Annotated in this window: 24 protein-coding genes; 17 read left to right on the top strand and 7 right to left on the bottom strand. The window is 66.7% G+C overall.

The window, feature by feature from the left end; genetic code table 11:
* Positions 1-34 precede the first annotated feature (34 nt).
* The 6 genes from AB0J95_RS11245 (at position 35) to AB0J95_RS11220 (ending at position 5,497) form a co-directional block, all read left to right on the top strand.
* Complete coding sequence (locus AB0J95_RS11245; RefSeq protein WP_364755668.1) at positions 35-628, top strand: XRE family transcriptional regulator; 594 nt, start codon at positions 35-37, stop codon at positions 626-628.
* A gap of 41 nt (positions 629-669) precedes the next feature.
* The gene (locus tag AB0J95_RS11240; protein WP_364755666.1) at positions 670-1,794 is read left to right on the top strand and encodes an FAD-binding oxidoreductase; all 1,125 of its coding nucleotides are present in this window, start codon (positions 670-672) and stop codon (positions 1,792-1,794) included.
* Positions 1,791-1,982, top strand: a complete 192-nt coding sequence (locus AB0J95_RS11235) for a 2Fe-2S iron-sulfur cluster-binding protein (RefSeq protein WP_364755664.1) — start codon at positions 1,791-1,793, stop codon at positions 1,980-1,982. Before AB0J95_RS11240 ends, AB0J95_RS11235 begins: the two co-directional genes overlap by 4 nt.
* Positions 1,979-3,199, top strand: coding sequence for an NAD(P)/FAD-dependent oxidoreductase (locus AB0J95_RS11230; RefSeq protein ID WP_364755661.1), 1,221 nt, complete (start codon positions 1,979-1,981; stop codon positions 3,197-3,199). The genes AB0J95_RS11235 and AB0J95_RS11230 overlap by 4 nt, the downstream gene beginning before the upstream one ends.
* Before the next feature lie 388 nt (positions 3,200-3,587).
* A complete protein-coding gene (locus tag AB0J95_RS11225; RefSeq protein WP_364755659.1) occupies positions 3,588-4,499 on the top strand; it encodes a dihydrodipicolinate synthase family protein in 912 nt (303 codons plus the stop codon).
* Positions 4,496-5,497, top strand: a complete 1,002-nt coding sequence (locus tag AB0J95_RS11220; protein ID WP_364755657.1) for a proline racemase family protein — start codon at positions 4,496-4,498, stop codon at positions 5,495-5,497. Before AB0J95_RS11225 ends, AB0J95_RS11220 begins: the two co-directional genes overlap by 4 nt.
* Here AB0J95_RS11220 and AB0J95_RS11215 read toward each other — a convergent pair.
* Genes AB0J95_RS11215 through AB0J95_RS11200 form a run of 4 tightly spaced genes read right to left on the bottom strand, consistent with a single transcriptional unit; the run spans position 5,492 to position 8,005 of the window.
* The gene (locus AB0J95_RS11215) at positions 5,492-6,229 is read right to left on the bottom strand and encodes an ABC transporter ATP-binding protein (RefSeq protein WP_364755655.1); all 738 of its coding nucleotides are present in this window, start codon (positions 6,227-6,229) and stop codon (positions 5,492-5,494) included. The genes AB0J95_RS11220 and AB0J95_RS11215 overlap by 6 nt on opposite strands.
* Positions 6,220-6,978: a cobalt ECF transporter T component CbiQ gene (gene cbiQ, locus AB0J95_RS11210; protein WP_364755653.1), complete on the bottom strand. Its 759-nt coding sequence runs from the start codon at positions 6,976-6,978 to the stop codon at positions 6,220-6,222. The genes AB0J95_RS11215 and cbiQ overlap by 10 nt, the downstream gene beginning before the upstream one ends.
* Positions 6,978-7,310, bottom strand: a complete 333-nt coding sequence (locus AB0J95_RS11205; RefSeq protein WP_364755650.1) for a PDGLE domain-containing protein — start codon at positions 7,308-7,310, stop codon at positions 6,978-6,980. Before AB0J95_RS11205 ends, cbiQ begins: the two co-directional genes overlap by 1 nt.
* The gene (locus AB0J95_RS11200) at positions 7,307-8,005 is read right to left on the bottom strand and encodes an energy-coupling factor ABC transporter permease (protein WP_364755647.1); all 699 of its coding nucleotides are present in this window, start codon (positions 8,003-8,005) and stop codon (positions 7,307-7,309) included. The genes AB0J95_RS11205 and AB0J95_RS11200 overlap by 4 nt, the downstream gene beginning before the upstream one ends.
* 183 nt (positions 8,006-8,188) lie before the next feature.
* Between AB0J95_RS11200 and AB0J95_RS11195 the strand changes: the two genes are divergently transcribed.
* Both AB0J95_RS11195 and AB0J95_RS11190 read left to right on the top strand, forming a co-directional pair.
* On the top strand, positions 8,189-9,577 hold the full coding sequence (locus tag AB0J95_RS11195; RefSeq protein WP_364755645.1) for a glycosyl hydrolase family 28 protein: 1,389 nt from the start codon (positions 8,189-8,191) through the stop codon (positions 9,575-9,577).
* Positions 9,578-9,752: 175 nt separating this feature from the next.
* Entirely contained in the window at positions 9,753-10,136 is a 384-nt protein-coding gene (locus tag AB0J95_RS11190) for an Lsr2 family protein (protein WP_364755643.1), read from the top strand.
* Positions 10,137-10,143: 7 nt separating this feature from the next.
* Here the strand turns inward: AB0J95_RS11190 and AB0J95_RS11185 are convergent, their stop codons facing one another.
* Both AB0J95_RS11185 and paaI read right to left on the bottom strand, forming a co-directional pair.
* Positions 10,144-10,776 carry a TetR/AcrR family transcriptional regulator gene (locus tag AB0J95_RS11185; protein ID WP_364755641.1) on the bottom strand — a complete coding sequence of 211 codons (633 nt, stop codon included), beginning with the start codon at positions 10,774-10,776 and terminating at the stop codon, positions 10,144-10,146.
* On the bottom strand, positions 10,773-11,141 hold the full coding sequence (gene paaI, locus AB0J95_RS11180; RefSeq protein WP_364756175.1) for a hydroxyphenylacetyl-CoA thioesterase PaaI: 369 nt from the start codon (positions 11,139-11,141) through the stop codon (positions 10,773-10,775). Before paaI ends, AB0J95_RS11185 begins: the two co-directional genes overlap by 4 nt.
* A gap of 234 nt (positions 11,142-11,375) precedes the next feature.
* On the opposite strand from paaI, the gene AB0J95_RS11175 reads away from it, so the two are divergent.
* The 3 genes from AB0J95_RS11175 to AB0J95_RS11165 are packed head-to-tail and all read left to right on the top strand — an operon-like array spanning position 11,376 to position 13,745.
* On the top strand, positions 11,376-12,554 hold the full coding sequence (locus AB0J95_RS11175) for a thiolase family protein (protein WP_364755639.1): 1,179 nt from the start codon (positions 11,376-11,378) through the stop codon (positions 12,552-12,554).
* A complete protein-coding gene (locus AB0J95_RS11170; RefSeq protein WP_364755636.1) occupies positions 12,554-13,390 on the top strand; it encodes an LLM class flavin-dependent oxidoreductase in 837 nt (278 codons plus the stop codon). Before AB0J95_RS11175 ends, AB0J95_RS11170 begins: the two co-directional genes overlap by 1 nt.
* A 31-nt stretch (positions 13,391-13,421) precedes the next feature.
* On the top strand, positions 13,422-13,745 hold the full coding sequence (locus tag AB0J95_RS11165; RefSeq protein ID WP_364755633.1) for a hypothetical protein: 324 nt from the start codon (positions 13,422-13,424) through the stop codon (positions 13,743-13,745).
* A gap of 139 nt (positions 13,746-13,884) precedes the next feature.
* Here AB0J95_RS11165 and AB0J95_RS11160 read toward each other — a convergent pair whose 3' ends face one another.
* Complete coding sequence (locus AB0J95_RS11160) at positions 13,885-14,655, bottom strand: enoyl-CoA hydratase-related protein (protein WP_364755630.1); 771 nt, start codon at positions 14,653-14,655, stop codon at positions 13,885-13,887.
* 62 nt (positions 14,656-14,717) lie between these two features.
* Here AB0J95_RS11160 and paaZ point away from each other — a divergent pair, with 62 nt between their 5' ends.
* From paaZ to paaE, 6 genes are read left to right on the top strand one after another with little or no spacing between them, the layout of a single operon-like run.
* Positions 14,718-16,751, top strand: a complete 2,034-nt coding sequence (gene paaZ, locus AB0J95_RS11155; RefSeq protein ID WP_364755627.1) for a phenylacetic acid degradation bifunctional protein PaaZ — start codon at positions 14,718-14,720, stop codon at positions 16,749-16,751.
* Complete coding sequence (paaA, locus tag AB0J95_RS11150) at positions 16,748-17,677, top strand: 1,2-phenylacetyl-CoA epoxidase subunit PaaA (RefSeq protein ID WP_364755624.1); 930 nt, start codon at positions 16,748-16,750, stop codon at positions 17,675-17,677. Before paaZ ends, paaA begins: the two co-directional genes overlap by 4 nt.
* Positions 17,674-17,952, top strand: coding sequence for a 1,2-phenylacetyl-CoA epoxidase subunit PaaB (gene paaB / locus AB0J95_RS11145; RefSeq protein ID WP_364755621.1), 279 nt, complete (start codon positions 17,674-17,676; stop codon positions 17,950-17,952). The genes paaA and paaB overlap by 4 nt, the downstream gene beginning before the upstream one ends.
* 6 nt (positions 17,953-17,958) lie before the next feature.
* Positions 17,959-18,792 (top strand): 1,2-phenylacetyl-CoA epoxidase subunit PaaC, encoded by an 834-nt coding sequence (gene paaC / locus AB0J95_RS11140; protein WP_364755618.1) that lies wholly within the window; start codon positions 17,959-17,961, stop codon positions 18,790-18,792.
* The gene (paaD, locus tag AB0J95_RS11135) at positions 18,786-19,271 is read left to right on the top strand and encodes a 1,2-phenylacetyl-CoA epoxidase subunit PaaD (protein WP_364755615.1); all 486 of its coding nucleotides are present in this window, start codon (positions 18,786-18,788) and stop codon (positions 19,269-19,271) included. The genes paaC and paaD overlap by 7 nt, the downstream gene beginning before the upstream one ends.
* Positions 19,271-20,341 carry a 1,2-phenylacetyl-CoA epoxidase subunit PaaE gene (paaE, locus tag AB0J95_RS11130; RefSeq protein WP_364755613.1) on the top strand — a complete coding sequence of 357 codons (1,071 nt, stop codon included), beginning with the start codon at positions 19,271-19,273 and terminating at the stop codon, positions 20,339-20,341. The genes paaD and paaE overlap by 1 nt, the downstream gene beginning before the upstream one ends.
* The last annotated feature ends 38 nt before the right edge of the window (positions 20,342-20,379 follow it).

The raw sequence follows: 20,379 nt of genomic DNA, 5'->3' as shown, positions 1-20,379 counted from the left end.
TAGCCTCGGCCGGGCGAGCGCGAGGAGCCTGAAGTTGGTGAAGGAACAAGCTGGTCAGGTGCTGGCGGCGAACCTGAGGGCGCTGCGCGCCCAGCACGGGCTGTCCATGTCCGAGCTGGCCAGGCGCTCGGGCATCGCGAAAGGGACGCTGTCGCAGCTGGAGTCCGGCACGGGCAACCCGACCATCGAGACTGTGTTCAGTTTGTCGAACGCCTTCAACGTGCCGGTGTCGACCCTGCTGACCGAGCGGACCTCGCCGGACGTGGTCCTGGTCCGGTCCGCAGGGCTGGACGTGCTCTCCAGCAACGCCGTGGACCTGCGGATGCTGCGCCGGCTGGACCTGACCGACACCGTGTTCGAGATGTACGACCAGCGCGTGCGGCCCGGTCAGACCCAGGAGTCGCAGGGGCATCCCGGGCTGGAGCACGTGGTCGTCACCTCGGGGCAACTGCTGGTCGGGCCGCCGGACGCGCCCTACACGCTGGGGCCGGGCGACTACGTCTGCTTCCCGGCCGCCACCCCGCACATCTACCGGACCGCCGACTCGTCGCCGGTCGTGTCGGTGCTGCTGATGCAGTACCCGGCGGATCAGGCCGGCTCGGTGCTTGCTTCCTGCGTGATCCGGTAGCTACGCTCGGAGCGTTCACTTTACCGAACGGTGGAGTGCTTATGCTGCCGGACGTCGTGGTCGTAGGAGCGGGGATCGCCGGGGCCGCCTGCGCGGAAGCGCTGAGCGCCGCGGGGGTCCGGGTGACCGTGCTGGACCGGGGCGCGCCCGCGTCCGGGACCACCGCCGCGGGCGAGGGCAACGTCCTGATCTCCGACAAAGCCCCAGGTCCGGAGCTTGCGCTCGCGCAGGCTTCGCTGGCGCGCTGGCCCGTGCTGCTGGAGTCGCTCGAGGCCGACGTCGAATGGCAGGCGAAGGGCGGCCTGGTGGTCGCGCTCTCGTCGTTGGACGCTTTGACGGACTTCGCCTCGGGGCAGCGGGCGGCCGGGGTTCGGGCTGAGGTGGTGTCCGCTTCGGACGCTCTCGCTCTGGAGCCGGGGTTGACGCCTTCGGTGGTGGGTGGCGTGTATTACCCCGAGGATGCTCAGCTTCAGCCGGTTCTGGCGGCGACGGCGTTGCTGGGCGCTGTTCGGCGTCGTGGCGGGTCGGTTTTGGCCGGGGTCACTGCTCTGGGGATGCGTCCCGGCGGGGTGATGACTTCTGTTGGGTTCCTGCCGTGTGGGGCGGTCGTCAACGCGTGTGGGCCTTGGGCAGGGGAGTTCGGCGCCGCCGCGGGCGCTCCGCTGGCGGTGATGCCTCGGCGGGGGATGATCCTGGTTCTTGCATGCCCGTTGTACACAAGGGTCATACACAAGGTGTACGACGCGGATTATGTTGGTGCGGTTGAGAGTTCGGACGCCGATCTGCAGACCTCCACGGTGGTCGAGTCCACAATGGCCGGTTCGGTGCTGGTCGGGTCGAGCCGGGAGCGGGTGGGGTTCGACTCCTCTTTGCGCGTGGATGTCCTGCGGGTGTTGGCGCGCAAGGCCGTGCGGTTGTTTCCTCCGCTGGCTGAGGTGCCGGTGATCCGGGCCTATGGCGGGTTCCGGCCTTACGTGGCTGATCACCTGCCGGTCATCGGGGCGGATCCTCGGGTGCCTGGGTTGTGGCATGTCACCGGGCACGAAGGGGCCGGCATTGGGTTGGCTGCGGGGACCGGGCAGTTGTTCGCGGACTTGTTCCTGGGGCGGGAGCCGGTGGTGGATCCCGCGCCGTTCCGGGTCGATCGGGATGGGGTGATGGTGTGAACGTGACCGTTGATGGCGTACCCGTCTCGGCTCAACCTGGGCAGACGGTGGCGGCTGTTGTGCCTTCGGTGGTGTTCTGCGGGATTGGCGTGTGCTTTGACTGTCTTGTTGAGGTGAACGGAGTGCAGGACGTGCGCGCTTGTCAGCGGGTGTTGGTGGATGGTGACTCGGTCCGGACTCGGTCATGACCGTCGTTGTGGTGGGGGCGGGGCCGGCGGGGTTGAACGCCGCTCGGGCTGCTGCTGGGTTGGGGCGTGAGGTTGTTCTGGTTGACGCTGCTCCCTCTGTGGGTGGGCAGTATTGGCGGCAGCGGTTCTCTTCGCCTCGGACTCTGCCAGGGGTTACGCATCTGGCCTCCACTGTGGTTTGGGCGGTTGAGGGGCGGCGGGTGCATCTGTTGACCGGGCCTGCTGATGGGCCTGGGCGTTCGGCGCGGACTATTGAGGCGTCGGCTTTGGTGATTGCTACCGGGGCTTACGATCGGGTGGTCCCTTTTCCTGGGTGGGATTCTGCCGAGGTGTTCACCGCGGGGGCGGCTCAGGCTTTGGCCAAGGGGCAGGGGGTTGCTGTTGGGCAGCGGGTTCTTGTTGGGGGGACTGGGCCTTTCCTGTTGGCCGTTGCTCGGTCGCTTCTCGGAGTGGGGGCTTCGGTGGTGGGGATCGCGGAGGCCAATCGGCCTTTGCGGTGGGATCTTCGGACGGGGTGGGGGAAGGTTCCTGAGTTGCTCGGGTATGCGCCGATGTTGGCTCGGGTTCCTTTGTGGACTCGTACTGCTGTGGTCGGGGTTTCCGGTGGGGTTGCCACTGTGGCTCGGTTGGATGGGGCTTGGAATGTGGTGGGGACGCGGTCGGTGGAGGTGGATGCGGTGTGTGTTGGGTATGGGTTCTTGCCGCAGTTGGATGTTGCTTTGGCTGCCGGGTGTGAGGTTGTGGATGGGTTTGTCGGGGTTGATTCGTCGCAGCGGACTTCTGTGGCGGGGGTTTTTGCTTGTGGTGAGGTGACTGGGGTTGGTGGGGCGGATCTTGCGGCGGTGGAGGGGTGGGTTGCTGGGGTTGCTGCTGGGGGCGGGGTTGTTTCTCGGGCGTTGTTGCGGCGGGTTCGGGCGGGACGGCGGTTTGCTGCTGCGCTGGCTCGCGCTTTTCCGGTTCGGGAGGGGTGGCGGGGGTGGGGTTCGGAGTCGACTCTGGTGTGTCGGTGTGAGGGGGTTTCTGTGGGGGAGGTTCTTGGGGCGGTTCGGGAGGGGGCGGTGGGGGCTCGGAGTTTGAAGTTGGTGTCGAGGGTTGGGTTGGGGCGGTGTCAGGGGCGGATGTGTCTGTCCAATGTGGCTTCTCTTACTGGGGTTGAGTTTGATGGGCGGCGGCCCGTTGTTGTTCCTGTGCGGTTGGGGGAGATCGCTGATGGCTGAGTGGCTGGCTGCTGAACGGGACGCCAAAAGAAGGCCCTGCTGGATGGGTTTGGCGCTAAAGAAAAGACTGCGCTCGCCGCGCGGCAGGCCGCCAAGAGGGGCGAGGGATCCTTCGGATCCTTTGGGTTGGGTTGGGTGCGTGTCCTCTCCCTCCCGTATGGCCTGCCCAAGGGGACCACATCAGTCAAGTGGGGGCCGCCATGGCTTCCAGCGTTGTGCCGGTCCGTATGGCCTTCAGCGTGGTTGGGGTCCGTGGGCGGACCGGGATTCGTTGGCGGCCCCCACTTGACAGATGTGGTCGGCTTCGCCCAGGCCATACGGGAGGGAGAGGACACGAAGGACAGCTGTTGCGCGGGCGCGCGTTGGGGAAACCAGTTCTCACTAAGGAGTGTGTGTCGTGGTGTTGGATGGGGTTATTGTTGCTACTGCTTTGCCTTATGTTCCGGATTCTGGGGCTCCGGCAGGGCTTCGGGTGGATTTTGATCGGTATGCCGAGCACTGCCGGTGGCTGGTTTCTTCTGGGTGTCGGGGGGTTGGGCCCAATGGGTCGTTGGGGGAGTACTCGTCGTTGACGGATGAGGAACGGCGGCGGGTGGCGAGGACGGCGGTGGAGGCTGTGGGTGGTGGCGGTGGCGGGATTGTTGTTGTTGGGGTTCATGGGGTTGGGAGTCATCAGGCGCGGTATTGGGCCGAGTGTGCTGCGGAGGATGGGGCGGATGGGGTTCTGTGTCTGCCTCCTACGCTCTACCGGGCTAATCGAGGGGAGGTTGTGGCGCACTTCGAGGCGGTTGCTTCTGTGGGGTTGCCGGTGATGGTTTACAACAATCCTTTTGATACCAAGGTTGATCTGACGCCTGAGGTGTTGGCGGAGATCGCGCAGATCGACAATGTTGTTGCTGTCAAGGAGTTCTCTGGGGATGTTCGGCGGGTCACCGAGATCCGGGAGATCGCGCCTGATCTCACTGTGGTGGCTGGAGCGGATGACGTTCTGCTCGAGTCCGTTCTGATGGGGGCTACTGGCTGGTTTGCTGGGTTTCCCAACGTGTTCCCCGAGGCTTCTGTGCGGCTCTTCGAGTTGGCGATGGCCGGGAAACTCAGTGAGGCGCGGGCGTTGTATGAGGCGGTTGTCGCGGCATTCCGGTGGGACTCGCGGACCGAGTTCGTGCAGGCCATCAAGTTCGGGATGGACTTCGTGGGGCGGTATGGGGGGCCGTGCCGGCCGCCGCGTGGGGCGTTGTCGGCGGAGCAGGTTGCGCAGCTGACTGCTGACATGGAGCGGGCTGTGGGTGGGATCCAATGAGGGCCAAGCGTTATTTCACTGCCGTTGACTCGCACACGGAGGGGATGCCTACCCGGGTGGTGACGGGTGGGGTTGGTGTCGTGCCGGGTGAGACGATGGCGGCGAAACGGTTGCACTTCATGGCGCACATGGATGATGTGCGGAAGTTGCTGATGAACGAGCCGCGTGGGCATGCTGCGATGAGTGGGGCGATTCTGCAACCGTCCACACGGGACGATGCCGACACCGGTGTTATCTACATCGAGGTTTCCGGGTGTCTGCCGATGTGTGGGCACGGGACAATTGGGGTGGCGACCGTTCTCGTGGAAACGGGGATGGTCGAGGTTGTCGAGCCGGTGACGACCGTGCGGCTCGACACGCCTGCGGGGTTGGTGACGGCCGAAGTCGCAGTGGTGGATGGGCATGCGGAGGCGGTGACCCTTCGCAATGTTCCGTCGTTCACGTTGGAGTTGGACGCGGTGGTGGATGTTCCGGGGGTGGGGGAGGTTCGTTATGACATGGCGTATGGCGGGAACTTCTATGCGATCCTGCCGATCGAGGATCTGAAGATTCCCTTTGACCGTGCCGAGAAGGACCGGATGCTCGGTGTCGGGCTGGCCATCATGGACGCGATCAACGAACAGAACCGGCCGGTTCACCCGGAAAGCCCGGAGATCGGTGGGTGTAAGCACGTTCAGCTGGTGGCGGACGGGGTGGATGGCAGCGATTCGCGCAACGCCATGGTCATTCATCCGGGGTGGTTCGACCGGTCTCCTTGTGGGACGGGGACTTCGGCTCGGATGGCTCAGTTGCACACGCGTGGCGAACTGTCGTTGAACACCGACTTCGTGAACGAGTCCCTGCTGGGCACTCGGTTTGTTGGGCGGCTGATAGAGGAAACGGAGGTCGGTGGGCTGAAAGCGGTCGTGCCGACGGTGAGTGGACGCGCGTGGATCACCGGTATGGCGCAGTACTTGCTCGACCCCACCGATCCGTTCCCGGCGGGGTTCGAGCTATAGCGTGAAACCGTACGGCAGTTCGAGGCGGTGCTGGGCCAGCAGCTCGGTGTCGGACAGGATCTTCTCGGTCGGGCCGTCGGCGACGATGACGCCACCGTCAAGGAGGATGCTGCGCGGGCACAACTGGAGCGCGTACGGCAGGTCGTGCGTGACCATCAGCATGGTCCGGTCCAAGCTCAGCAGGAGCTCGGCCAGCTCCCGGCGGGCGATCGGCTCGAGGTTGGCCGAGGGTTCGTCCAGGACAAGGATCTCCGGGTCGCAGGCCAATACCGTGGCCACCGCGACCCGTCGGCGTTGACCGAACGAAAGGTGCAACGGCGACCGTGACCGGAAATCGTCCATCCCGACCGCTGAAAGCGCTGCTGTGACGGCGTTTTCCAGGTCGGGGCCGGTGACGCCGAAGTTCGCGGGCCCGAAAGCCACGTCCTCGGCGACCGTGGGCATAAACAGCTGGTCGTCGGGATCCTGGAAGACGACGCCGACGCGGCGGCGGATCTCCTTGAGGTTCGCCTTGGACACTGGCAGTCCAGCGATGGCGATGTTTCCCGTGCCGCCCTGGAGGACGCCGTTGAGGTGCATGACGAGCGTGGTCTTGCCCGCGCCGTTGGGGCCGAGCAGGGCCACGCGCTCGCCCGGGTCGATCCGCAGATCCACGCCGAACAGGGCCTGAGTGCCGTCTGGGTAGGCGTACGCCAGGCGTTCGACGTGTAAGGCGGGTGTCGTTATGTCCACAGCGCCACCGTAAGCGTCAGAGCGGACACCAGCGCGGGCAGGAGGCCCGCGATCCACAGTGGTACGGCCGCGGGCTGGGCCACCGTCGGCATGACCCCGGTCCACCCCCGCGACACCATGGCGACGTGCACGCGCTCGCCGCGTTCGTAAGCCCGCACGAACAAAGTCCCGACCGCCCGAGCGGTAGCCCCCACCTGCCAGAGGAAACGCGGATCATGGCCGCGGGAAATACGCGCGATCCGCATCCGCCGGGCCTCCCCGGCGATCACCTCGGCATACCGCATCATCAGCGTGGCAATGGTGATCAGCAGGCTCGGCACCCGCAACCGTTGCAGCCCAACCAGAAGGTCACGTTGGGTGGTCGTCCCGGCCAGCGTCAACGACACCAGCACCCCGAGCGTCCCCTTGACCAGGATGTTCCACCCGGCCAACGAACCCGCCACGGACACCGACATCCCGAGGAACTCCGTGCGCTCGCCACCGCCCACGAAAGGCAGCAGCAGAGCCAGGATCACGAACGGCGCCTCGATCAACGCCCGCGCGGCGAACCACCGCAACGGAATCCGCGCGACCACCCAGACCGCGACCAGCACGGCCAGATACCCGCCGAACGCCCAGTACTCGGTCCGCGGCGTGGCCACAACGCACAGCACCATGGCCAACGCCGAAACGATCTTCACCTGCGGCGCCAGGCTGTGCACCGGTGACGAACCCGCCCGGTAGAGCAGGTGCGCGTGTCCCGCGCCCATCAGGATTCCGTCGGGGTTCGCTTACGCAGCAACCAGAACAGGCCACCGGCCACGGCGAGCGTCGCGATCACGCCGATCACACCCGCGACTCCGGTCAGGCCGTCGTTCCCGTTGACCGTGTAGTCGGCCAGCGGCCCGGACTTCAGCGCGTGGTCCTGGGCGTTCTGCGCGATGCAGGTCCCGGTCAGCTCGTCGTCCGGGCCGACCGTGCAGCCCTGCTGGGTCGTGGCGTCCAGGCCGTCCGGGCTGGAGGATGCGAAGTAGGACACGCCGCCGGCCAGGATCAGGGCCACCAAAGCGAAACCGACGAAGAACAGGGTCCGGTTCCTCACAGCGCGGCCTCCTTGAGCACGAGCGGGCGCTGCGTGCCCCGCAGCAGGTAGACCAGGTCGGGCCGGATCGACGCGACCGCCGTGACGGTCAGCGCGGTGATGATGCCCTCGCCGATCCCGATCAGGCAGTGCACGCCCACGATCGTGGCGATGACCCCACCCAGGGCGAACGCGGGGTCACCACCGAGGGCGAACTCCAGCACGAACCCCAGCGACGCGATGACCGTATTCACGAAGGCCGCGGCGAACGCGGTGAACGCCAGCCCGAACTTGGTGCGAGCGGCCAGTTTCTTCAACGCCAGCGCGACCAGGAACCCGGCGGCGGTACCGATCAGCGCCATGTTGGTGATGTTCGCGCCCAACGCGGACAGGCCGCCGTCGGCGAACAAGAAGCATTGCAGGACAAGGACGATCGTCACGCACAGGGCGCCGGTGAACGGCCCCACCAGGATGGCCGCGAGCGCGCCGCCCAGCAGGTGCCCGCTCACCCCGGCCAGCACCGGGAAGTTCAGCATCTGCACGGCGAAGATGAAGGCCGCCACCAGGCCGGCCATCGGCGCCGTGCGGTCGTCCAGGTCGCGGCGCGCGCCGACGGTCGCCACAGCCAATCCGACGATGGCCACCGCGCCGAACAGGATCGATGTCGGGACGTTGAGCAGGCCGTCGCTCATGTGCATCGCCACCGGGGTGGACATGCCAGCCTCCTTTAGAACGGTCGATTCACCCTAATCGCCAGTCAGCGGTTGTCGCCAGTGTCTGGCAATAGTGCATTCGTCGCTCGACGCGGTGTGGCCTGGACGTGACCCCATGTAAACGTTTACAGTCAGAAAGTCCGCCGCCAGGTACCTGCACCCATCAACGACGACCTGGAGGTAGGGATGGATCGCCGGCAGCTGCTGAGGACCGGAGTGGTGGTGGCGGCCACGGCCGTGGTGTCCCCCGCGCTCATCCGCGACGCGTTCGCGGCCTCGCCCGTACAGCTCACCGCCGCGATACCCGTGCTGCCATGGCCCGAGGCCAACGACATCGTGGCGGCCACCAAGCTCCCGATTTTTCCCAGCGTGAATTTTCTCGCGACCGACCCGCAGTTCGGCGCAAAAGGCGACAACAAGACCGACAACACGGCGGCCTTCGCCAAGGCCATCGCGGCGGCGAACGCCGCGGGCGGCGGGCACGTCATCGTCCCCAAGGGGAACTATGTCACCGGGGCGATTCACCTGAAGAGCAACGTGGACTTCCACCTGGAATCCGGGGCGGTGCTCAAGTTCAGCGGGGACTCGGCCAAATATCCCACCGTGCTCACCCGGTACGAGGGCATTGAGTGCATGAACCGCTCGCCCATGGTGTATGCCCACGGCCAGACGAACATCGCCCTGACCGGAAGTGGCACTCTGGACGCGAACGCCACTTCCTCCTGGAACAAGGGCTCCGACCGGGCCTGGCTGGAATCCCGGATCGCGGCGGGCGTGACCGACCCGGCCAAACGGGTCTTTCCGGGTTCCGGGCATACCGCCCGGTCCACCTTCATTGAGCCGTACAACTGCGACACGGTTCTCATCCAGGGGGTCACCCTGAAAAACCCCAAGTTCTGGCAGATCCACCCGACGCTGTGCAAGAACGTGACAGTCGACGGCGTCAGCACCGACCCGAGCACGGCATCGTCGAACACCGACGGCTGCGATCCGGAGTCGTGTGATCACGTGGTCATCACCAACTGCAACCTGGGCGCACACGACGACAACATCGCCATCAAGTCCGGCCGCGACGAGGACGGCCGCCGGGTCAACGTGCCCTGTCAGAACCTCGTGGTGGTCAACTGTGCGATGAACGGCAACTGGGGAGCGATCACCTGCGGCTCAGAGCAGACGGGCGGTATTAGGAACGTCTACGCCTACAAGTTGAATGTCACCGGCGCGACCAAGTTCGCCCTGTACGTGAAGTCGAACACCAAACGCGGCGGATTCTCCCAGAACATCAACCTGGACAGCGTGTCCGGGACCTTCCAGCGTTCCGTCTTCTTCGTCACCACCACCTACAACAACCAGACCGGGAACTTCCCGCCCGCCTTCGGCCCCTTTGCCATCAGTAACTCCTCCTGTACCAAGGCCGAGCGGGTGTTCGACGTGAGCGGGCTGTCCAATGCCCACATCAAGGGGCTGGTCGCCACCGACTGCAAGTTCGCCGGTGTGTCCAACACCTCGAACATACTGAACAACGTCGACGGCCGGAAGTTCACTAACGTGACCATCAACGGAAAACCCATCTGACCCTCGGCGTGTCGGTTCCCGGCGCGCCCAAGTGTCGCGTTCCCGACGCGCCCAAGAAGACCCGGTAGTTGCGAAGTAGTGGTAGTGGCGATCTATAGTCTGCTTAACACCCGCGGCATTCCATCCTGTGGGAGTTACCCGTTGTCACCACTGTCACAAATCGAGGTAACCTTTAATGGCTCAGAGGGTCACCGTCCAGTTGGTTGATGACCTCGACGGCACCGCCGCCGACGACATCAGCACCGTGAGCTTCGCACTCGACGGCGTGAGCTACGAGATCGACCTGACCGAGGCCAACGCCGAGAAGCTGCGTTCCGGCCTCGAGGAGTTCGTGAACTCTGCGCGCCGTACGGGTGGGCGGGTCAAGCGCGGCTCGTCGCCGGTGAAGCGTCCCGGTTCGCCGGCGAGCCGGGAGCAGACCAAGGCAATCCGCGACTGGGCCCGGCAGAACGGCTACGAGCTTTCCGACCGCGGCCGCATTCCGGCCAACGTCATCGACGCGTTCGAAGCCGCGCACACCGGCAAGAAGAAGAAGGGCGAGCCGGCCTTCTCCTCATGAGGTCCGGCTACTGGAAGTGGCGCTGGGGAGAGCCACTTCCAGTGAGGCCCTGATTTTCCGATGCACGCAACCCGCTGAACGCTATGGCGCAGACGGCATCCGCCAGGTCGTCGCTGCCGAGTCCCCCACGTGGGCGATACCACTCGATCAGCGAGTTGACCGTGCCGAACAGCAGCCGCGCGGTGATGGCCGGGTCGATGTCCGGCCGGACATCGCCCTCGGCCTCGGCCTGTTTCACCAGTTCGGTGACCAGGTGGTCGAAGTCGCGGCGCCGGGCCAGCGCGGCCCGTTCCACCTTCGTATTGCCCCGCACCCGCAGCAGCAGGGTGACGAACGGCAGCCGGTCGACGAGCACCTTGATGCTGCCGCGGACCAGGAACTCCAGCCGGTCGATCGCCCGGCCGCCCATTCGCTCCGCCTCGCCGGCCACTTCGAACAATCCGTCCAGCGCCCGGTCGACGGCCAATCGGAGCAGTTCGTCCTTGCTCGCCACGTGGTAGTAGATCGCCGACTTGGTGATTCCGAGCTTGCGGGACAGTTCCTCCATGCTGGTGGCCTCGTAGCCGCGTTCGTTGAACACCTTGACCGCGACCGTGAGCAGCGATTCCAGGTCGTATCCGGGCCGGCCGCGGCGGGTCATTTCCCGATCACCCGGCTGCGCCCGCGGAACTCCGCCACGACCTCACCGCCGCGGGTGACCGTCACGTCATAGATGCCGCTGCGGCCGAACCTGGTCCGTTCGGACGCGGTGGCGGTCAGTTCGTCGCCGAGATGGGCGGATGTGACGAACGTGATATCGGCGCCCGCGGCCACGGTTACCGGTCCGTAGCTGTTGCACGCGCACGCGAATGTGGTGTCCGCGAGCAGGAAGACATATCCGCCGTGCGCTATGTCGTGCCCGTTCACCATCTCCGCGGTGACGCGCATCCTGGTGACGGCCCGGCCCTCACCTGCTTCGATCAGCTCGATACCCAGTGCCCTGGACGCGGCATCCGCCTCGAACATGTCGTGCGCGGCACTGTGTGACACCGGATTCACCACCTTGGACTGACCGAACAGTCGGTTGATAATAGCCGGTATGGCTGACATGGCCGCGCCGGTGCTTTCCGGCCCGCAACGCGCCCGGCTCCGCCCCGGGCACGGCGGCGGGCGGGTGGGCATGCGGAGCCGGTCGCGCGGTGCGGGCCGGAAAGCACCGGCATGTCGGCGGCCGGGTCTGTGCGAGCGGAGCGAGTACGAATGAGCACTGCATTTGTCGTTGACGGTGTCCGAACTGCTCAGGGTCGTTACGGCGGCGTGCTGGCCGGGGTCCGGCCGGATGATCTGGCGGCTCTCGTGGTGGGTGCGGCGGTCCGGCGGGCCGGGATCCCTGCCGGCGACATCGACGAGGTGATTCTCGGCGCCGCGAACCAGTCCGGTGAGGACAATCGCAACGTCGCCCGGATGGCCGTGTTGCTGGCCGGCCTGCCGCACACCGTGCCCGGATACACCGTGAACCGGTTGTGCGCCAGCGGTCTCACCGCGGTGATGTCCGCCGCGCAGGCGATCAAGTCCGGCGAGGCCGATCTCGTCGTGGCCGGTGGGGTCGAGTCGATGACCCGCGCGCCGTGGGTGATGGCCAAGCCCGGCACGCCGTGGGCCAAGCCCGGTGAGGTCGCCGACACATCGCTCGGCTGGCGGTTCACCAACTCCGAGTTCCCCGCGAAGACGACGATCTCGATGGGGGAGACCGCGGAGGAGGTCGCCGCCCTGGACGGGATCACTCGTGCGGAGTCGGACGCCTTCTCGTTGCGCAGCCACGCCAAGGCGATCGCCGCGATCGACGCGGGCCGGTTCGAGCGGGAGATCGTGCCCGTGCCGGTGAAGGATGGGGAAGTGACGGTCGACGAGGGGCCGCGGCGATCGACCACTTTGGAAAAACTCGCCCAGCTCAAGACCGTTTTCCGCAAGGACGGGATCGTCACCGCCGGGTCGTCGTCGCCGCTTTCCGACGGCGCCGCCGCCTTGGTGCTGGCGAGCGAGGCCGCGGTGGAAAAGTACGGCCTGACGCCGCGGGCGCGGGTCGTCGCGGGCGCGAGCGCGGGTGTCGAGCCGCACATCATGGGCCTGGGACCGGTTCCGGCGACCGAGAAGGTGCTCGCCCGCACCGGTTGGCAGCGCGATGACCTCACGGTCGAGCTGAACGAGGCCTTCGCCGCGCAGAGCCTCGCCGTGATCCGCCGCCTGAAGCTCGACGAGGAACGCGTGAACGCCGACGGCGGCGCGATCGCCCTGGGCCACCCGCTCGGCTGCTCCGGCGCGCGGCTCGTGGTGACCCTGCTCGGCCGGCTCGAGCGGGAGAATTCCACTCGCGGTCTGGCCACCCTGTGTGTTGGGGTGGGGCAAGGAGTGTCGGTGGCGTTCGAGAAGGTGAGCTGATGACGGTTCTGGGGGCAGTGTTCCGGCCACAGGTGGCGCCCGAGCGGCTGCGAGACGTCGCTCGGGCCGCGGACTCCGCGGGGCTGGAACAGTTGTGGCTATGGGAGGACTGCTTCTTCGAGAGCGGGATCGCCAGCGCGGCGGCCGCTCTCGCGTGGACCTCCGACGTGCGCATCGGCGTCGGCCTGCTGCCGGTGCCGTTGCGCAATGTGGCGTTGACCGCGATGGAAGCGGCCACTTTGTACCGGATGTTCGGCGACCGGGCGATCCTCGCGTTCGGCCACGGCGTGCAGCGGTGGATGGGGCAGACCGGATCTCGGGTCGAGTCCCCGCTGACCCTGCTGCGGGAGTACCTCGTCGCGTTGCGCGGGTTGCTCAACGGCGAGGAGGTCAGCACCGACGGCCGGTACGTCAAGCTCGACAAGATCTCCCTGGAATGGCCGCCGTTGTCGCCGCCCGCGATCTACGCCGGCGCGGAAGGGGCGCGTTCGCTGAAACTTTGCGCTGAGGTCGCCGACGGAACCCTGCTCACCGCGAGTTCGTCGCCGGAGCGCGTTCGGGAGGTCCGCGCGTACACCAAGTCCGAAATCGTGGTCTACATGTCCGCCGCCACCGGCCCGGGCGCCGCCGAGCGCCTGCGTGCCGAGCAGACCGCGAACGAGGACCTGGACAAGGGTCTCGGCGCCGCGGGCGACGCGCAGGCCATCGCCGACGCTGTCCACCGCCTGGTCCAGGCCGGCGCGGACACCGTCATCCTCCAGCCAACTCCCGACGAACCCGACCCAGTTGGCTTCGTCCGGTTCGTCGCCGAGGAAGTCCGGCCGCTGGTCCGGTAAACCTGTTGGTAGCGCAGGTAACTTGGGACGCATGATCACGATCCGCCGGGACGAGGACGACGAGATCCTCGGGTATCTGGCGCCTACGGGCGACGAATGGCTGCCGTTGACTGTGTTCCATGTCGCCCTGGCGGATCCGGCCTCGCAGGACGACGCCGAGGAGATCGTCCGGCGGGACGGGCTGGCCAGCCTGAGCGACCCGTGGTGGGTCGAGGACGAGCAGGGTGAATGGGTCGAGGCGCGGCTGCAGGAGGCGCAGCCGCACCGCATCCGCGTCCGCTGGGCGGACCCGATGATCGACCAACCGGCGCACGGCGTGTGGATCGACACCCGCGAACGCCGGGTCCGCCGCTGACCCCACCCGCGTGTCCCACGTTCACCGCCCCCGTGTCCCACACTCGCGGACCCCGAAATCCCCATTGGTCCGGGGCGAGTGTGGGACACGGGGGCGGCGAGTGGGGGACACGGGGGCGGCGAGTGTGGGACACGCGGGGTTAGCGGGCTTGGAACTTGGGGGGTTGTTTGGCCAGGAAGGACTCGACGGCGTTCTGGTGGTCCTCGGTGACGCCGAGGCGGGCTTGGCCTTCGCCTTCGGCCTGGAGAGCGGCCTCCAGCGACACCGCCATGGCCTTCTTGGCCTCGGCGTAGGCGAGGGTCGGGCCGTCGGCGAGCCGGCCCGCGAGGGCGGCCGTCTCCGCCGCGAAGTCCTCGGGTGCCACGACCTTGCCGACCAACCCCCAGGCCAGGGCCTCCTCGGCGGTGAACATGGTCGCGTTGAACACGAGCTCGCTGGCACGGGCGGCGCCCACCGCGCGGGCGAGGGTGACTGACAGGCCGGAGTCGCAGGTCAGGCCGATCGCGGTGAAGGCCGTGCCGAACCGGGCCTTGGCGGAGGCGATTCGCAGGTCACACGCGAGGGCAAAGCCGAGGCCGGCGCCGACGCAGACGCCGTTGATGGCCGCGATGACCGGTTTGGGCATGGTCGCCAGGCCCAGGACGATCGGGTTGTAGTGCTGCCCGACGGTGTCGAACGCGTGCGCCGCGTCCCGCTTGAGCTCCTCGGCGTGCTCGACCAGGTCCTGGCCCATGCTGAATGCCTTCCCGGCGCCGGTGAGCACGACCGCACGGATGCCTTCGTCGTCGCTGACCTGGGTGATCGCGTCCAGCAATGCCGTCTTCGCCGCGGTGGTCAGCGACGGACTGGTCATCGTGATGGTGGCGACAGAACCGTCCCGTACCAGCAGGACACCGCTTTCCTCGGGCATGCGGCCAAGCTACCATGCTGACTGAACGGACGGTTAGTAATTCAGCCGGGAGGTCGACCAGGATGGCTCCGCTGCGCAGCTATGTGTCCGGTCAGTGGCACACTCCGCCGGACGAAGGCGCGCCACTGCACGACGCGGTCACCGGCGAGGAGATCGCCCGAATCTCGTCGGCCGGGGTCGACATGGCCGCCGCGCTCGAGTACGGCCGCAAGCAGGGCGCCGCATTGCGCGAGCTGACCTTCCACCAGCGGGCGGCGCTGCTCAAGGCACTCGCCTCCCACCTGATGGAGCACCGCTCCGATCTCTACGACCTGTCCCACCGCACCGGCGCCACCGCGGGCGACAACAAGTTCGATGTGGACGGTGGCATCGGCACGCTGTTCGGGTACTCCAGCAAAGGCCGCCGCGAGCTGCCGAACGACACCGTCTACGTGGACGGCGGCCTGGAGCCGCTCGGCAAGGGCGGAACCTTCTACGGCCAGCACATCTGCACCCCGCTGCACGGCGTCGCGGTGCAGATCAACGCCTTCAACTTCCCGGTCTGGGGCCCGCTGGAGAAGTTCGCGCCCGCGTTCGTCGCCGGAGTGCCGAGCCTGATCAAACCCGCGTCGCAGACCGCGTACCTGACCGCGCGGCTGGTCGAGCTGATCATCGAGTCCGGCATCCTGCCCGAGGGCTCGCTGCAGCTTGTCGCCGGCGGCGCGGGTGACCTGCTGGACCACCTGACCGAGCAGGACCTGGTGTCCTTCACCGGTTCCGCGTCCACGGCGCAACGCCTGCGCGCCCACGAGAACGTGGTGCGCCGGTCGGTCCGGTTCAACGCCGAGGCCGACTCGCTGAACTGCTCGATCCTCGGCCCGGACGCCGTGCCCGGCACGCCCGAGTTCGACCTTTTCGTCAAGCAGCTCGTGAACGAGATGACCGTCAAGGCGGGGCAGAAGTGCACCGCCATCCGCCGGGCGTTCGTGCCCGCTGCCCACCTCGACGCCGTTGCCGAGGCGGCCTCCGCGCGGCTGGCCAAGGTCGTCGTCGGCAACCCGCGCAACCCAGACGTCCGGATGGGCGCGCTGGCCAGCCTGGAACAGCGCGAGGAGGTCCGCCGGTCGCTCAAGGCACTGCTGGAGGCCGGGCGGGTGGTGTTCGGCGACCCGGACAATGTGTCCGTTGTGGACGCTGACGTTTCGCGAGGCGCTTTCGTCTCACCGGTTCTGTTGCTTGCCGCCGACCCGGAGCTGGCGCAGCCGCATGAGGTCGAGGCCTTCGGCCCGGTCAGCACGCTGATGCCGTACAACGACACCGTGCACGTCATCGCGTTGGCGGCCAGGGGACAGGGCAGCCTCGCGGGATCGGTTGTCACGTCTGATGCTTCGTTCGCGCGTGAGGTCGTTCTCGGTGTGGCGCCTTGGCACGGCCGGATCCTCGTCACGGACAGCGTGAACGCCAAGGAGAACACCGGCCACGGCTCACCGCTGCCGTCGTTGGTCCACGGTGGACCGGGGCGTGCCGGTGGTGGTGAGGAGATGGGCGGCATCCGGGGCGTCCTGCACCACATGCAGCGCACTGCCGTGCAGGGCAGCCCGCAGGTCATCACCGCGGTCACAAACCGTTGGGTGCCAGGGAGTTCTACTGCCAACGACGTGCACCCGTTCCGCAAGAACCTGGAGGACCTGCGGTTGGGCGACACGGTCGTGGCCGGACCGCGAACCGTGACCATGGAGGACATCGAGCACTTCGCGTCCTTCACCGGGGACACGTTCTACGCGCACATGGACGAGGATGCCGCCAAGGCCAACCCGTTCTTCGGCGGCCGGGTCGCGCACGGCTACCTCGTGCTCTCGTTCGCGGCCGGCCTGTTCGTCCAGCCCGACCCGGGCCCGGTGCTGGCCAACTACGGACTGGACAACCTCCGGTTCCTCACGCCCACCTTCCCCGGCGACTCGCTGACGGTCACGTTGACCGCCAAGCAGATCACGCCCCGGCACGACCAGGAGTACGGCGAGGTGCGCTGGGACACCGATGTGACCAACCAGAACGGTGAGTCGGTCGCCAAGTACGACGTGCTCACCCTGGTTGCCAAGCGGGAGAAGACGTCATGAGCGATCTCGAGGCGCATTTCGAGCACACCATCGAGCGCGACCAGCGGGTCGAGCCGCGCGACTGGGTGCCGGACGGCTACCGCAAGACGATGATCCGGCAGATCGCGCAGCACGCGCACTCCGAGATCATCGGCATGCAGCCGGAGGGTGACTGGATCAAGCGCGCGCCCTCGTTGCGGCGCAAGGCGGTCCTGCTCGCGAAGGTCCAGGACGAGGCCGGGCACGGGCTCTACCTGTACTCGGCCGCGGAAACCCTTGGCGCGGACCGGACCGACCTGACCGAGCGGCTGATCACCGGGCGGCAGAAGTACTCCTCGATCTTCAACTACCCGACGCTGACGTTCGCGGACGTCGGCGTGATCGGCTGGCTGGTCGACGGGGCCGCGATCTGCAACCAGGTTCCGTTGTGCCGCAGCTCTTACGGGCCGTACGCGCGGGCGATGATCCGGATCTGCAAGGAGGAGTCGTTCCACCAGCGGCAGGGCTACGAGCTGCTGATGACGATGATGACCGGCACGCAGGCGCAGCGGGACATGGTCCAGGACGCCACAAACCGCTGGTGGTGGCCATCTTTGATGATGTTCGGCCCGCCGGACGCGGAGTCGACCAACACCGCGCAGTCGATGGCCTGGAAGATCAAACGGCACACCAATGACGAGCTGCGCCAGCGGTTCGTGGACATGTCCGTGCCGCAGGCCGAGAAACTCGGCGTCACGCTGCCGGATCCCGAGCTGAGGTGGAACCCGGACCGCGGGCACTACGACTTCGGTGAGATCGACTGGGAGCACTTCAAAGAGGTCGTCAGCGGCAACGGGCCGTGCAACAAGATCCGCGTCGAGCGCCGGCGCAAGGCACACGAGGACGGCGCCTGGGTCCGCGAGGCCGCCGCGGCGCACGCGGCGAAGCACAAGGAGGCCGTGGCATGACGTGGCCGCTGTATGAGGTTTTCGTGCGGGGCAAGCGAGGTCTGAACCACGTGCACGTGGGCTCGCTGCGCGCCGCCGACGACGAGATGGCGCTGAGCAACGCCCGCGACCTCTACACCCGCCGCAACGAGGGTGTGAGCATCTGGGTCGTCAAGGCTGCCGACATCACGGCATCGTCGCCGGACGAGAAGGACCCGTTCTTCGCGCCCAGCGGGGACAAGGTCTACCGGCACCCCACGTTCTACGACATCCCCGACGACGTCCCCCACATGTGAGGGCCCATGTCTTTCGACAACGCGTACGAGGCACTGACCGAGGACAACGACACCCGGTGGGCGTTCGGCACCGGGTTCGCCGATCCCTTGGCAGGGATGGACACCACGGTACCGTCACATGTGGACGCTGCGCGGCTGGCGACGTTCTGCCTGCAGCTGGGTGATGACGCGCTGATCATGTCGCACCGGCTGCAGGACTGGGTGACTTGCGCGCCTGAGCTCGAGGACGAGGTAGCGCTGGCGAACATCGGACTGGACCTGCTGGGCCAGGCCCGGTTGTTGCTGGCTCGTGCTGCCAAGGCTGATCCCGCTCTGGTGCCTCCGGTTCCGCAGTCCGATGAGGACGCTTTGGCGTTCTTCCGGGAGGCGCACGAGTTTCACAATGTGCGGCTGGTTGAGCTGGGTGGCGGGGACTTCGCCTTCGCCATGGCTCGGTTGCTGGTCTTCTCCACTTGGCGGCTGGCGCTGATGCAGGGGCTGACTTCTTCCGAGGACCCTGTTTTGGCGGCTATCGCGGTGAAGAGCGTCAAGGAGCTGACCTATCACCGGGATTATGCGGCTCGGTGGGTGGTTCGGCTGGGTGACGGCACCGCGTTCTCGCATGAGCGGATGCAGGCCGGGCTTGATGCCGTTTGGCCTTACGTGGACGAGCTTTTCGACGATGATGCCGGGTTGCGGGCGGAGTTCGACGCGATCATCGCCGAGGTGTGCCGGGTGTCCACACTTCGTATACCGGTTGTATACGAGGTGCATGCACCGCGTATACACACTGAGCACCTTGAGCCGTTGCTGGCCGAGCTGCAGAGTGTGGCTCGTGAGCATCCGGACGCGACATGGTGACCGCACTGGAGGTGGCGTCGACCGTCACCGATCCCGAGCTTCCGCAACTGACTCTTGCTGATCTCGGGGTCTTGCGGGATGTCCGGGAGACTTCCGACGGGGTCGTTGTCTCGATCACGCCCACTTACACGGGTTGTCCCGCGATGGATGTCATGCGGGCGGACCTCACTCAGGCTTTGCGTTCGGCTGGGTTTGCTTCGGTGGATGTGCGTACTGTGCTTTCGCCTGCGTGGACTACCGACTGGATTACCTCGGCTGGGCGGCGGAAGCTGGCCGAGGCCGGGATCGCCCCGCCGGGTGCGGCTCCTCGCGGTGGGCCTGTTCCGCTGACATTGAGTGCGCCGCCTTCGCGGGTTGCCTGCCCGCAGTGTGGTTCTCTGGATACGGAGCTGGTGTCGCAGTTCAGTGCCACTGCTTGCAAGGCGTTGCGGCGGTGCCGTGCTTGTGCGGAACCGTTCGAGCATGTGAAGGAGATTTGATGACTGTCTCCTTGCGTCCACAGTTCCACACGCTGACTGTGGCTTCCGTCGCGCGGCTCACCGATGACTCGGTCGCGGTGACGTTCGATGTGCCGGACGAGCTGGCTTCGTTGTACGAGTTCCGGCCGGGGCAGTCGCTGACGCTGCGGCGGATGGTCGATGGGCGGGATGAGCGGCGGTCTTATTCCATCTGCGCGATGGCCGGGGAACGGCCGCGGATCGGGGTTCGTGAGGTTCCCGGTGGGGTGTTCTCTCCCTGGCTGGTGCGGTCGCTCAAGCCTGGGGACACCGTTGAGGTTCTTCCGCCGTCGGGGGCTTTCACTCCGGACCTGACTCGGCCCGCTCGGCACGTGTTGCTGGCCGCGGGGTCTGGGATCACGCCGGTGATGTCCATCCTGGGCTCAGTTCTGCGGGATCCTTCGGCGACGGCTGTGGTTCTGTACGGCAACCGGCGTACGAACACCGTGATGTTCGCGGACGAGCTGGCCGACTTGAAGGACTTGTATACAACGCGTATGCAGCTTGTACACGTGTTGTCTCGGGAGCCGCGTGAGGCCGAGTTGTTCACTGGCCGGCTGGACGAGCCCAAGCTGCGGACCTTGCTGCCGTTGCTGGTTGATGCCGCCGAGGTGGATCACTGGTGGTTGTGCGGACCCTTCGGGATGGTCACCGATGCTCGGGCTGTGCTCGCCGAGCTTGGGGTTCCACGTGAACGGATCCACTTCGAACTGTTCTATGTGGAGGATGTGGCTCCTGAACCTGTTCACCACACGGAGCCGGGGACCGTTGGGCCCAGTTCTTCGGTGACTGTGACTTTGGATGGCCGTTCGACCACCGCCGTCCTGCCCAAGGACATGACCATTCTCGAGGGGGCTCAACGGGTTCGGCCTGATCTTCCTTTTGCTTGCAAGGGTGGGGTGTGCGGGACCTGCCGGGCGAAGGTGGTCGGGGGGAAGGTGCACATGCGGCGGAACTTCGCGCTTGAGGATGCCGAGGTCGAGGCGGGGTTTGTGGTTACCTGCCAGACCGTTCCGGTCTCGGACGCTGTTGAGGTCGACTTCGACCAGTAGTGGCTGTGGTCTCTGTGGTTGATGGTGGCGGGCTCAGC

Origin of the sequence: Actinocrispum sp. NPDC049592 (genome assembly GCF_040675465.1) — a bacterium.
Lineage (GTDB): Bacteria > Actinomycetota > Actinomycetes > Mycobacteriales > Pseudonocardiaceae > Kibdelosporangium.
The sequence above is the reverse complement of the archived record's forward strand: the minus strand, read 5'-3'. Positions and strand labels throughout refer to the sequence as shown.

Coding starts and splice junctions, on each gene's coding strand:
- AB0J95_RS11195 (WP_364755645.1), top strand. CDS start 8,189: ATGGATCGCCGGCAGCTGCTGAGGACCGGAGTGGTGGTGGCGGCCACG.
- AB0J95_RS11200 (WP_364755647.1), bottom strand. CDS start 8,005: ATGTCCACCCCGGTGGCGATGCACATGAGCGACGGCCTGCTCAACGTC.
- paaI (WP_364756175.1), bottom strand. CDS start 11,141: ATGTTCGAGGCGGATGCCGCGTCCAGGGCACTGGGTATCGAGCTGATC.
- AB0J95_RS11170 (WP_364755636.1), top strand. CDS start 12,554: ATGACGGTTCTGGGGGCAGTGTTCCGGCCACAGGTGGCGCCCGAGCGG.
- paaA (WP_364755624.1), top strand. CDS start 16,748: ATGAGCGATCTCGAGGCGCATTTCGAGCACACCATCGAGCGCGACCAG.
- AB0J95_RS11185 (WP_364755641.1), bottom strand. CDS start 10,776: ATGACCCGCCGCGGCCGGCCCGGATACGACCTGGAATCGCTGCTCACG.
- AB0J95_RS11230 (WP_364755661.1), top strand. CDS start 1,979: ATGACCGTCGTTGTGGTGGGGGCGGGGCCGGCGGGGTTGAACGCCGCT.
- paaZ (WP_364755627.1), top strand. CDS start 14,718: ATGGCTCCGCTGCGCAGCTATGTGTCCGGTCAGTGGCACACTCCGCCG.
- AB0J95_RS11220 (WP_364755657.1), top strand. CDS start 4,496: ATGAGGGCCAAGCGTTATTTCACTGCCGTTGACTCGCACACGGAGGGG.
- paaD (WP_364755615.1), top strand. CDS start 18,786: ATGGTGACCGCACTGGAGGTGGCGTCGACCGTCACCGATCCCGAGCTT.
- AB0J95_RS11190 (WP_364755643.1), top strand. CDS start 9,753: ATGGCTCAGAGGGTCACCGTCCAGTTGGTTGATGACCTCGACGGCACC.
- AB0J95_RS11165 (WP_364755633.1), top strand. CDS start 13,422: ATGATCACGATCCGCCGGGACGAGGACGACGAGATCCTCGGGTATCTG.
- paaB (WP_364755621.1), top strand. CDS start 17,674: ATGACGTGGCCGCTGTATGAGGTTTTCGTGCGGGGCAAGCGAGGTCTG.
- AB0J95_RS11240 (WP_364755666.1), top strand. CDS start 670: ATGCTGCCGGACGTCGTGGTCGTAGGAGCGGGGATCGCCGGGGCCGCC.
- paaC (WP_364755618.1), top strand. CDS start 17,959: ATGTCTTTCGACAACGCGTACGAGGCACTGACCGAGGACAACGACACC.
- AB0J95_RS11175 (WP_364755639.1), top strand. CDS start 11,376: ATGAGCACTGCATTTGTCGTTGACGGTGTCCGAACTGCTCAGGGTCGT.
- AB0J95_RS11160 (WP_364755630.1), bottom strand. CDS start 14,655: ATGCCCGAGGAAAGCGGTGTCCTGCTGGTACGGGACGGTTCTGTCGCC.
- cbiQ (WP_364755653.1), bottom strand. CDS start 6,978: ATGGGCGCGGGACACGCGCACCTGCTCTACCGGGCGGGTTCGTCACCG.
- paaE (WP_364755613.1), top strand. CDS start 19,271: ATGACTGTCTCCTTGCGTCCACAGTTCCACACGCTGACTGTGGCTTCC.